The 11,129-nt window shown below is 56.5% G+C and carries 15 protein-coding genes and 1 riboswitch; of the genes, 7 read left to right on the top strand and 8 right to left on the bottom strand.

The features are described from left to right. The first annotated feature begins 131 nt into the window (after window positions 1–131). The 4 genes from VGK14_RS14195 to VGK14_RS14180 are packed head-to-tail and all read left to right on the top strand — an operon-like array spanning window position 132 to window position 2,101. Window positions 132–680 carry a cytochrome b gene (locus VGK14_RS14195; RefSeq protein ID WP_331509752.1) on the top strand — a complete coding sequence of 183 codons (549 nt, stop codon included), beginning with the start codon at window positions 132–134 and terminating at the stop codon, window positions 678–680. Continuing rightward, window positions 677–1,231 carry a YceI family protein gene (locus tag VGK14_RS14190; protein ID WP_331509750.1) on the top strand — a complete coding sequence of 185 codons (555 nt, stop codon included), beginning with the start codon at window positions 677–679 and terminating at the stop codon, window positions 1,229–1,231. The genes VGK14_RS14195 and VGK14_RS14190 overlap by 4 nt, the downstream gene beginning before the upstream one ends. Window positions 1,232–1,266: 35 nt before the next feature. Continuing rightward, a complete protein-coding gene (locus VGK14_RS14185) occupies window positions 1,267–1,833 on the top strand; it encodes a YceI family protein (protein WP_331509749.1) in 567 nt (188 codons plus the stop codon). Between the two features lie 31 nt (window positions 1,834–1,864). Continuing rightward, complete coding sequence (locus VGK14_RS14180) at window positions 1,865–2,101, top strand: CDGSH iron-sulfur domain-containing protein (protein WP_331509748.1); 237 nt, start codon at window positions 1,865–1,867, stop codon at window positions 2,099–2,101. A gap of 16 nt (window positions 2,102–2,117) precedes the next feature. Here the strand turns inward: VGK14_RS14180 and arsB are convergent, their stop codons facing one another. From arsB to VGK14_RS14140, 8 genes are all read right to left on the bottom strand, one after another. Then, the gene (arsB, locus tag VGK14_RS14175; RefSeq protein WP_331509747.1) at window positions 2,118–3,209 is read right to left on the bottom strand and encodes an ACR3 family arsenite efflux transporter; all 1,092 of its coding nucleotides are present in this window, start codon (window positions 3,207–3,209) and stop codon (window positions 2,118–2,120) included. Further along, entirely contained in the window at window positions 3,202–3,705 is a 504-nt protein-coding gene (locus VGK14_RS14170) for an arsenate reductase ArsC (RefSeq protein WP_331509746.1), read from the bottom strand. The genes arsB and VGK14_RS14170 overlap by 8 nt, the downstream gene beginning before the upstream one ends. A gap of 43 nt (window positions 3,706–3,748) precedes the next feature. Next, window positions 3,749–4,099 carry a metalloregulator ArsR/SmtB family transcription factor gene (locus tag VGK14_RS14165; RefSeq protein WP_331509745.1) on the bottom strand — a complete coding sequence of 117 codons (351 nt, stop codon included), beginning with the start codon at window positions 4,097–4,099 and terminating at the stop codon, window positions 3,749–3,751. A gap of 100 nt (window positions 4,100–4,199) precedes the next feature. Further along, complete coding sequence (locus VGK14_RS14160) at window positions 4,200–4,781, bottom strand: superoxide dismutase (protein WP_331509744.1); 582 nt, start codon at window positions 4,779–4,781, stop codon at window positions 4,200–4,202. 105 nt (window positions 4,782–4,886) lie between these two features. Then, entirely contained in the window at window positions 4,887–5,774 is an 888-nt protein-coding gene (xerC, locus tag VGK14_RS14155; RefSeq protein ID WP_331509743.1) for a tyrosine recombinase XerC, read from the bottom strand. 18 nt (window positions 5,775–5,792) lie between these two features. Continuing rightward, window positions 5,793–6,455, bottom strand: a complete 663-nt coding sequence (locus VGK14_RS14150; protein WP_331509742.1) for a DUF484 family protein — start codon at window positions 6,453–6,455, stop codon at window positions 5,793–5,795. Then, on the bottom strand, window positions 6,456–7,292 hold the full coding sequence (gene dapF, locus VGK14_RS14145) for a diaminopimelate epimerase (RefSeq protein ID WP_331509753.1): 837 nt from the start codon (window positions 7,290–7,292) through the stop codon (window positions 6,456–6,458). It lies immediately after the preceding gene. A 2-nt stretch (window positions 7,293–7,294) separates the two neighbouring features. Next, the gene (locus VGK14_RS14140) at window positions 7,295–8,143 is read right to left on the bottom strand and encodes a lysophospholipid acyltransferase family protein (RefSeq protein ID WP_331509741.1); all 849 of its coding nucleotides are present in this window, start codon (window positions 8,141–8,143) and stop codon (window positions 7,295–7,297) included. A gap of 74 nt (window positions 8,144–8,217) precedes the next feature. Here VGK14_RS14140 and metK point away from each other — a divergent pair, with 74 nt between their 5' ends. The 3 genes from metK to VGK14_RS14125 form a co-directional block, all read left to right on the top strand. Continuing rightward, window positions 8,218–9,381, top strand: coding sequence for a methionine adenosyltransferase (gene metK, locus VGK14_RS14135; protein WP_331509740.1), 1,164 nt, complete (start codon window positions 8,218–8,220; stop codon window positions 9,379–9,381). 9 nt (window positions 9,382–9,390) lie between these two features. Further along, window positions 9,391–9,465, top strand: a riboswitch (S-adenosyl-L-homocysteine riboswitch). Between the two features lie 17 nt (window positions 9,466–9,482). Further along, complete coding sequence (ahcY, locus tag VGK14_RS14130) at window positions 9,483–10,892, top strand: adenosylhomocysteinase (protein ID WP_331509739.1); 1,410 nt, start codon at window positions 9,483–9,485, stop codon at window positions 10,890–10,892. A 26-nt stretch (window positions 10,893–10,918) separates the two neighbouring features. After that, on the top strand, window positions 10,919–11,129 hold a 211-nt coding region (locus VGK14_RS14125; protein ID WP_331509738.1), incomplete at its 3' end, for a hypothetical protein.

Genomic DNA, 11,129 nt, shown 5'->3' with positions numbered 1-11,129 from the left:
TTGTTTGCCAAAATTTTTCCGAAGCATCTCAATTACGTAGGAAAAGCGCTCGTCGGTGTACATCCAGACGAATTACAGCAAATCCAGTCGCAGCTCAAGAGGTTGAGAAGCGTATTGAATCGCGCGCAGTCATGAACACGCCAGCACGCTATTCCGGTATTGCAATCGCGCTGCACTGGTTGATCGCATTGGCGGTTGTTAGCGCCTTCACGCTTGGGATTTACATGCATGACCTGCCGTTATCGCCACACAAACTCAAGCTTTACTCCTACCACAAATGGATAGGCATCACTGTGTTGGGCCTAATGCTGGCACGCATCGGCTGGAGAATCAGCCATATACCGCCTCCGCCGCTGGAAATGCCCGAATGGCAACGATCCGCAGTCCAGGCCGTACATTTAGGACTTTATCTGCTGTTGCTGGTAGTGCCGCTGTCGGGCTGGTTGATGAGCTCTGCCCTGGGCTTCAAGGTGGTTTGGATGGGGCTGGTGCCATTGCCGGACCTGATAGCCAAGAACAAGGAGTTGGGCGAGATACTGAAGGAAGTGCACAAGAGCTTGGATTTCGTACTGCTTGGGCTGTTGACGGTGCATATTGCAGCCGCGCTCAAGCACCATTTCGTGGATCGCGATGGCACGCTGCAGCGCATGCTGCCCAGCTTTTCGAGGAAATCACAATGAAAACCCTATTGATTATCGCTATGCTGGTAGGCAGTTCCTTGGTGCATGCCGAGGAATTCAGCGTGCTGCAGACCGCAAAGAGCAGCATCAGCTTCGTATCAAAGCAAATGAGCGTCCCTGTCAATGGAAAGTTCGGCAGGTTTAACGCGCAGATTACCTTCGACCCGAACAAAACGGCCAACGGCAAGGCGCGTATCGAAATCGACATGTCAAGCATCGACGCCGGAAGCGAGGAAGCCAATGACGAGGTAAAAGGAAAGGATTGGTTCAATATCAAGGAATTCGCTACGGCTAAATTCGAGTCTACCGGTATCAAAGCCGGCGGCGGCCGTTATGAAGCCAGCGGGAAATTGACCATCAAAAACGTGACACGCAACGTCAACGTGCCTTTTATCGCGAAAATCGAAGCAGGAAGCGCTGTTCTGGAAGGAGGAATTCAGATATCCAGGCAGCAATTCGGCATTGGCACCGGTGAATGGGCCGATGTGTCAACGGTAGCGGATGAAGTGCAGTTGCATTTCAAACTCGCTGTAGCCACGGCAAAAAAATAGCAGTCTCACATCTCAACAAAGCAAAGGGTAATCCCATGAAGAAAATGATCGTCGCATTCGCATTGACTGCCGCCCAGATCGCTTCAGCGCTGGCGACAGATAGTTATACCATCGACCCCAACCATACTTTCCCGGTGTTCGAGGTCAACCATCTGGGATTTACTACGCAGCGCGGCCGCTTCGACAAGAGCAGCGGTAAGGTGATGCTCGATATTGCTGCCAAAAAAGGCAGCGTGGATTTAACCATCGATACGACGTCGCTGGATATGGGGTTTGCCAAATGGAACGAGCATCTCTCGGCGGATGGATTTTTCAATGTGGCTAAATATCCGAGCATGAGCTTCAAGTCCAGCAAGCTGGTTTTTGAAGGCGACAAGGTCGTTGCGGCCGACGGCGAGTTTACACTGCTGGGTGTGACCAAGCCGCTGAGACTGACGGTAACCGCTTTCCGATGCGGTGAAAACCCCATCATCAAGAAACAGATGTGCGGGGCGGATGTGACGGCCATCATCAAGCGCTCGGAATTTGGAATGACCAAATATGTGCCGGCCGTAAGCGACGAAATAAAAATCAGTTCGCCTGTAGAAGCCTATAAAGATTGATAATTTTTAATTCACTCCAAAGGAGAAAATCATGACTGAGCCGATCTGTGTACAAAAAGCGCCTTATGCGGTTGAACTGGAAGCGGGGGATCATTACTGGTGCGCGTGCGGGCGCTCAAAGAATCAGCCTTTCTGCGATGGTTCCCATACAGGGACAAGTATAGAACCGGTAAAATTCACGCTTACGCAAAAGGAAATAAAATATTTGTGCGGTTGCAAAACGACGAAGCATGCGCCGTTTTGCGACGGCTCACATAGCAAGCTGTAAATAAACCACAGCCTCGCTACCCGGCGGGGCTGTCGACAGCAGCAGCGCGGCCGTTGCCATTTTCATACCAATCACGGGAAGCGTTCGCTACCCGTACCACCAGTAGCATCACCGGCACTTCGATCAGTACGCCCACAACCGTTGCCAACGCCGCCCCGGACTCGAAGCCGAACAGGCTGATCGCCGCGGCAACGGCCAGTTCGAAAAAATTGGATGCGCCGATCAGCGCGGAAGGGCAGGCGACCGAGTGTTTTTCACCGACCTTGCGGTTGAGCCAATATGCCAGCGCCGAATTGAATAGCACCTGAACCAGGATAGGGACGGCCAGCAGCGCAATGACCAGCGGCTGCTGAATGACCGCGTCTGCCTGGAATGCGAACAGCAAAATCAGCGTCAGCAACAAAGCCGAGACTGACCAGGGCTGCATATGGGACACCGCTCTATCGAATGCGCACTGGCTCTTGGCTAGGAGTGCCCGGCGCATCAGTTGCGCCAGCATGACCGGAATAACAATGTAAAACACCACCGAAGTCAGCAGCGTCGCCCAAGGCACGGCAATGCTGGAAACGCCCAATAACAGCGCGACGATGGGGGCGAAGGCAAAGACCATGATAAGGTCGTTGAGCGCAACTTGCGATAGCGTGAAGTAGGGGTCGCCGTTGGTCAGGCGACTCCAGACGAATACCATCGCCGTGCAGGGTGCGGCCGCCAGCAGAATCAGGCCGGCGATGTAGCTGTCGATCTGGCCGGCCGGCAACAAGGGTGAAAACAGCTGGCGTATGAATAGCCAGCCGAGAAAAGCCATTGAAAACGGCTTCACCAGCCAGTTGACGAACAGCGTGACGCCTATGCCCTTGATGTGCGCCTTGACCTGATGCAATGCGCCAAAATCGATTTTCAGCAACATCGGGATGATCATCACCCAGATCAATAGCCCGACGGGCAAGTTGACTTTGGCGATTTGCATTGCACCGATTGATTGGAATGCATTCGGCAGCCATTTTCCGAGCGCAATGCCGACGACGATGCAAATGGCTACCCAAGCGGTGAGATAGCGCTCGAACAGATTGAGCGGAGCGGTGGCAACGCTAGCGTGCTTGTCAGACATCTTGCAACTTTCCTATGGTGTCGATTTCCCGCTTGATGCTCATTTTGTCGAGCGATGCCAGCGGCAGGCTGGTGAAAATCTTGATGCGGTTTTCCAGATAGCTCGCGATCTTTCTGAAGGCTTGCCGTTTTTCTTTGTCGGAGCCTTGCGCGGCGGCCGGGTCTTCAACACCCCAGTGGGCACTCATAGGCTGCCCCGGCCAGATCGGGCAGACTTCCCCAGCCGCGTTGCCGCAGACCGTAAAGACGAAATCAAGCTGCGGCGCACCGGGTACGGCGAATTCATCCCAGCTTTTGCTGCGTAAGCCATCGGTGGAAAGTCCTTTGGATTCAAGTAACTCGATCGCGAACGGGTTTACCATGCCGGAAGGATGACTGCCTGCGCTAAATGTTCTGAATCGGCCCTTGCCCCAATGCTCAAGCAGTTTTTCAGCCATGATGCTGCGGGCCGAATTGCCGGTACAAAGAAACAATACAGTATAAATTTTGCCTTGCATGATGAACTTCTTTCGTCGATGAATAAATTACGGGGCGCAGCAGCTATTGCCCGTTTGCAAATTGCACATCGGAACAGTCGCAGACGCTCGACTGTACGCAATTTTCCGCTTGGCCTTGACAGCAGTTTTCGGTGAGATAAGCAAGCACGCCGTTCATCATGGCGTAATTTGCCATGTAAATGATCTGCGTACCTTTGCGTTGCGTGCTGACGAGCCCGGCATGCTTTAACTGCTGCAGATGGAAAGACAGCGTAGCGTTGGGGATGCCCAGCTGCTCGCCTATCTTCCCCGCAGGCATGCCGCCGTCGCCCAGCGGGACCAGTAGGCGAAAAATGTCGAGGCGGGTTTCCTGCGCCAGCGCATCGAGAGCCGTGACTATAATTTGTTTTTCCATATTTCCATTATTTTGGAAAAAATATGCCGTGTCAAGAAAAAAGCCGCAAGCACTTCGGGCGCTTGCGGCTTTTAAGATTTTACGCAGACCATCCCGGCGATTAGCCAGCGAAGTTTGAAGCGACAAAATCCCAGTTGACGATGCTCCAGAATTTTTCGACGTAACCCGCGCGGGCATTGCGGTAGTCGATGTAATAAGCGTGTTCCCATACATCGCAGGTCAGCAGCGGCTTGGTATCGCCCGTCAGCGGAGTGGCGGCGTTGCTGGTGGAAACCAGGTCGAGCGTGCCGTCTGCCTTTTTCACCAGCCAGGCCCAGCCGGCGCCGAAGGTAGCGATGGCGCACTGGGCAAAAGCCTTCTTGAATTCGTCGAACGACCCCCACTTGGCCTTGATCGCCTCGGCCAGCGCGCCGGTCGGCTCGCCGCCGCCGTTGGGCTTGAAGCCGTTCCAGTAGAAGGTGTGGTTCCACACTTGGGCAGCGTTGTTGAAAATGCCGCCGGAAGACTTCCTGATGATGTCTTCAAGGCTCAGGCTTTCGAATTCGGTGCCCTTGATCAGGTTGTTGAGGTTGGTGACGTAGGTCTGATGGTGCTTGCCATAGTGGAATTCGAGTGTTTCTGCGGAGATGTAGGGTTCCAGCGCATTCTTGGCGTAGGGCAGGTCGGGTAGTTTGTGTTCCATTATTTCTCCAGTCAACGGTTAAACGAGGTAAATTCGGAAATCGCTATTTTGCCATAAAGTTTGAGCGATTTTGTCGGTTATATGAGGCCAAAGCCGAGATACTGCTTAGCTTTTAGACTTTATTTTCTTGGCCCGCGGGTGAGCGGCATCGTAGACCTTGGCCAAATGCTGAAAATCCAGATGCGTGTAAACCTGCGTGGTGGAGATGTTGGCGTGGCCCAGCATTTCCTGTACCGCACGCAAATCGCCGCTGGACTGCAAAACGTGCGTAGCAAAGCTGTGGCGCAGGGTATGAGGGTGGATGTCGCCGGCGACACCCTGCCTCAAGGCCAAAACTTTAAGCCGGTATTGCACTGCCCGAGGACTAAGCCGGCGGCCGCGCTTGCTGACGAACAGCGCCACCTCATCCGGCCGGGCGAAAAGGGCGCGTTGGGGCAGCCATGCCCGGATCGACTCAATAGCGTAAGCGCCGACAGGAACGATGCGCGTTTTAGAGCCTTTACCGATGACCGTTACGGTAGCATCTGCGAGATCCAATCCGCTGACGTCAAGCCCGACCAGTTCCGCCAAACGTAAGCCAGAGGAATAGAACAACTCGCAAATCGCGCGGTCGCGCACCGCAAGATCGTCGTCCGCTTCGATTTGCACCAGGCGCGATGCTTGCTCGACGGACAAGACCTGGGGCAGCGTGCTGGGAGATTTGGGAGGGCGAACGCCAATACAAGGGTTAGAGCCGAAGCCGTGGCGCTGCGCCAGGAAATCGTAGAAACCGCGCCAGGCAGAGAGGCGGCGGGCGATGCTTTTGCCAGACAGCCCCTTGCCGTGCATCGCAGCGACATAACGCCGGATATGGGTGGGCTGCAGGGCCGTTACCGGCGTATCGCCAGCAAAGTCGAGCAGGATTTTCAGGTCGCGCGCGTAGTTTTCGCGGCTGAGCTGACTTAGCCCACGCTCAAAGGCGAGATAAGCGAGATAATTATCCAGCAGCTCCAAGTTTTCCAGAAGCTCTAGTTAAACGATATAGCGCAACAGTGCGACGCTCACCAACTCGCCGATGCGCTTGAGGTAGAGCGTGCCCATCTCGGGATAGAAGCGCCGCTCGTCCTCGCTTGCCATCACCAGCAGGCCGAAGGCATTTTCTCCGCGTAGCGCGACCATCGCAAACGACTTGAGCGGAGCGCCGATATCGCCGAACCAGTTGCTGATATCCAGACCCGGCCGATGGCCGCAGTAAGGCGTGGTCAGGCCGCCCGCCCAATTACGGATTTCGGCATCGACGTCGTTGAATTCTTCGCTGCCGGCATCGTCATGGTTTTGCGGCGCGGCCCACAGCCGCAGGGCGACATGCGGAACCTGGAAGTCTTCGCTCAGATTGTGCGTGACTGTGGCTACCAGCGCATCGAAATTGCGGACAGAAAGCAGGCCGAGACTGAGACGATGCACACGTTCGCCGATGGCATCGTTTTCTTCGCCAAACTGAATCAGTTCGCCGAGCTTCAATTCCAGTACGCGAATTTTGTCGCGTTGGGCAACCTGTTGGCGTTCTACCAGCGATACCGCAACACCGCCGTGCTGGCTGGGCAGCACAATCTCGGAAAGCAGATAGGCATTGCGTGAAAAAAATTGCGGGTCCGTACGCAAAAATTGCGCGACATCCTGATCGTTAAGTTCCATTCATGCTCCCAGTTCGATTTCACCATTGAATACTACCATCGCAGGTCCGGTCATCAACACCGGTTGGCCCTCGCCTTGCCAGCGGATGACCAGATCGCCGCCGCGCGTGGACACCGTGACGCAGGAATCAAGCAGGGCGCGCGTGATTCCGGCCACCGCCGCGGCACAGGCGCCGGTACCGCAAGCCAGGGTTTCCCCGGCGCCGCGTTCGAACACGCGCAACCTGATGTGCCCGCGGTCGACGATTTGCATGAAACCGGCATTGACGCGCTGCGGGAAGCGCGCATGCCGTTCGATCAGCGGCCCCTGCGATTCGATCGGGGCGTTATCGAGGTTAGCCACCAACTGCACCGCATGCGGATTTCCCATAGACAGCGCGCTGATTTCCACCGACTCCGCACCGAGGTCAAGTTGATATGTGAGCGCACGCTTATCCGTAATGAAAGGAATGGATTCAGGCCCGAATTGCGGTGCGCCCATGTTGACAGTGACCAGCCCATCCACTTCAAGTCGCGGCAATATAATGCCGTTCGCGGTTTCTACACGGATTTCAGTTTTATCGGTCAGGCCTTGATCGTGCACGAAGCGCACGAAACAGCGGGCGCCGTTGCCGCACTGTTCTACCTCTCCGCCATCGGCATTGAAAATACGGTAGCGAAAATCGTTATCCGGCAGGCTGGGCTTTTCCACCAGCAACAGCTGGTCGCAGCCGACGCCGAAATGGCGATCGGCGATGCGGCGTATCTGTTCTGGGCTGAGATTGATGTTCTGGCGCACGCCGTCGATCACGACGAAGTCGTTGCCCAAGCCCTGCATTTTGGTAAATTGGAGTTTCATCATCAGTTTACAGGTGGTTTTGGTGCGCCGCGTGGGACCTTGTAACGGGGGTAGCTCCATAAATATTGTTCGGGACAACGCCTGACCAGCGCTTCGATAGCCGCATTAAGATCGGCTGCAGTCGCGCATATATCGAGCGGACTGATGTGAATGATATAGCCTTTTCCAGCTGGCAGACGCTCGCCGAAGGCCATCAGCACTGTGGCTCCCGTGGACGATGCCAGCTTGTTGACCAGTGTCATCGTATAGGCCGGGCGGCCGAAAAATTTTGCCCATTCCCCTTCGCCGACGCTGGGTACCTGGTCGGGCAGGATGCCTATCGCTTCGCTGCGCCTCAATCCCTGCAGCAGGCCGCGTACGCCTTTCAGGTTGGTGGGCGCCAGCGTGATCTGCCCGCGCCTGCGCCCGGCATGAATCAAAGGCGCGAGCCATGCCTTGCGCGGCGGGCGGTAGAGTACGCTGATCGGGTGCAGCGAAGCATAATACAGCGAGGTAATTTCAAAACAACCCAGGTGCGGTGTGAGAAAAATAATGCCGCGTCCGGCGGTTAGCGCCGCGTCTACATGCTCCCAGCCGCGGCATTCGCGCACCCATTGCAATACCTGTGCGTGCGGGCGAAACCAGATCGCGAAGGTTTCCAGCAGACCCTTGCCGGTTTCTGCGATGCTGCGGCGCAGTATGCGCCTATACATGGCACCGCCGGGACATAATCCGCTGGCGCGTAAATTGTTGCGCATCCTGTTAGCCGTTTTGGGCGAGCCTAAATACAGGCCCCACCCGGCAATACTTCCTATCAGGTGGATAAAGGCGAGAGGTAAGCGAGCGAACTGCCGTAACAACCAGGTAAGCACAGTTTTCTTTTATTGAACGGCGAATTTTGCTATTCTAGCAAGCTTTTATAAACATCCATATCTCCAGCACAGCCATGAGCGATTATCTATTTACCTCAGAGTCCGTTTCCGAAGGCCATCCGGATAAGGTTGCCGACCAGATTTCCGATGCCATCGTCGACGCTATCCTGGCACAGGACAAGCATGCCCGCATCGCGGCGGAAACGCTTTGCAACACCGGCCTTGTTGTGTTGGCCGGGGAAATTACCACCAGCGCCAATGTCGATTATATCAACGTGGCGCGCGACACCATCAAGCGCATCGGCTATGACAATACCGAATATGGCATCGACTATAAAGGCTGCGCGGTACTGGTGGCCTACGACAAGCAGAGCCCGGATATCGCCCAAGGCGTGAATAAGGCCTATGACGACACTCTTGACCAGGGTGCCGGCGACCAGGGCCTGATGTTTGGCTATGCCTGCAACGAAACGCCTCAACTCATGCCGCTGCCGATCTGGCTGTCGCATCGTATCGTCGAGCGCCAGTCGCAACTGCGCAAGGATGGCCGGCTCTCCTGGCTGCGTCCGGATGCGAAGTCGCAAGTAACGGTGCGCTATATCGACGGCAAGCCGGAATCGATAGACACCGTGGTGCTGTCTACCCAGCATGCGCCGGACATGACGCTGGAGCAGATCCGCGAAGCGGCCATCGAGGAAATCATCAAGCCGGTGCTGCCGAAAGAGCTGGTCAAGGGCGAGATCAAATATCTGGTCAACCCCACCGGCCGTTTCGTCATCGGCGGCCCGCAAGGCGACTGCGGCCTCACCGGCCGCAAGATCATCGTCGATACCTACGGCGGCGCGGCACCACACGGCGGCGGTGCTTTTTCCGGCAAGGATCCGTCCAAGGTCGACCGCTCCGCTGCCTACGCCGGGCGCTATGTAGCCAAGAACATCGTCGCCGCCGGGCTGGCCTCGCGCTGCCTGGTACAGGTGAGCTACGCCATCGGCGTTGCCAAGCCCACCAGCGTGATGGTGGATACCTTCGGCACCGGCAAGGTTAGCAACGAGAAGCTGACTGAACTGGTATTGGCGCATTTCGACCTGCGCCCCAAGGGCATCGTGCAGATGCTGGACCTACTGCGCCCGATTTATCAGAAGACCGCCGCTTACGGCCACTTCGGCCGCGACGAACCGGAATTTACCTGGGAGGCCACCGACAAGGCAGCGGCACTCAAGGCTGCGGCCGGCATCTAAATTTCACCACCCGCTGAGGGGCGCTGCGACCGGTTACCGGCCAGGCTCGGCGGGATGGCATCGTAACAACGGCGCCCGTTCATTTTTTGAGGAACTGACAAATGAACGCGGTTGCCAACTTTACCGACTTTAAAATCGCCGACATGTCCCTGGCTGGCTGGGGGCGCAAGGAAATCCATATCGCCGAGACCGAAATGCCCGGCTTGATGGCGATCCGCGAGGAATTCGCGGTATCCCAGCCATTGAAAGGCGCACGCATTACCGGCTCGCTGCACATGACGATCCAGACCGCGGTGCTGATCGAGACGCTGACTGCGCTCGGCGCCCAGGTGCGCTGGGCTTCATGCAATATTTTCTCCACTCAGGACCACGCTGCTGCCGCGATTGCCGCGGACGGCATTGCGGTGTTCGCCGTCAAGGGCGAATCGCTGGAGGAATACTGGGACTACACCCACCGCATTTTCGAATGGGCGGATGGTGGTTATTCGAACATGATCCTGGATGATGGCGGCGACGCCACGCTGCTGCTGCATCTCGGCGCGCGCGCCGAGAACGATAGCGCCGTGCTGGCCAATCCCGGCAGCGAGGAAGAGCGCGTGCTGTTCGCGGCGATCAAGGCAAAGCTCAAGCAGGATGGCAAGTGGTACTCCACGCGCCTGGCGCGAATCAAGGGCGTTACCGAGGAAACCACTACCGGCGTGCACCGCCTGTACCAGATGCATGCGCGCGGCGAGCTGAAGTTTCCGGCGATCAATGTCAACGACTCAGTGACCAAGTCCAAGTTCGACAACCTCTACGGCTGCCGCGAATCGTTGGTTGACGGCATCAAGCGCGCCACCGACGTGATGGTGGCGGGCAAGATCGCGGTGGTCGCCGGCTATGGCGACGTGGGCAAGGGCTCGGCCCAGGCGCTGCGCGCGCTGTCGGCCCAGGTGTGGGTCACCGAAATTGACCCGATCTGCGCATTGCAGGCGGCGATGGAAGGCTACCGCGTGGTGACGATGGAATACGCCGCCGATAAAGCCGACATTTTCGTCACCGCCACCGGCAATTACCACGTCATCACTCACGCCCACATGGCGAAGATGAAAGACCAGGCCATCGTCTGCAACATCGGTCACTTCGACAACGAAATCGACGTCGCTTCGATTGAAGGCTATGAGTGGGACGAGATCAAGCCGCAGGTGGATCATGTGATTTTCCCTGACGGCAAAAAAATCATCCTGCTGGCCAAGGGACGCCTGGTGAATCTGGGCTGCGGCACTGGCCATCCATCTTATGTGATGAGTTCGTCCTTCGCCAACCAGACGATTGCGCAGATCGAACTGTTTATGCGCAACGCCGATTACCCGGTGGGCGTCTATACGCTGCCCAAGCATCTGGATGAGAAGGTGGCGCGCCTGCAGCTGAAGAAGCTCAACGCGCAGCTGACCGAACTTACCGACCAGCAGGCGGCCTATATCAACGTGTCCAAGGCCGGGCCCTACAAGTCGGAACACTACCGGTATTAAGAGCCTGTTTCGGTAGGAAACGAAAGATGCGTTTGAACACAAAAGGGATGGATGCAAGGCGCAACGCGCAGCCAATGGTTGTTCCATTAGCAAGCGGTGCAACGCCGCAGACGCCATTTTGTGTTCAAACCCCTGCTTTGGGTTTTGGTTATCACGGGGCCGGCCATGCATTGCGCGCATGGCGTTGTTACTCGCCGCTCGTTTGGAATATAACCAAACCGCGCGGCTCTCGCCTAG

It is taken from the genome of Novimethylophilus sp., assembly GCF_036504375.1.
In the GTDB taxonomy this organism is placed as follows: Bacteria; Pseudomonadota; Gammaproteobacteria; order Burkholderiales; family Methylophilaceae; genus Novimethylophilus.
The sequence above is the reverse complement of the archived record's forward strand: the minus strand, read 5'-3'. Positions and strand labels throughout refer to the sequence as shown.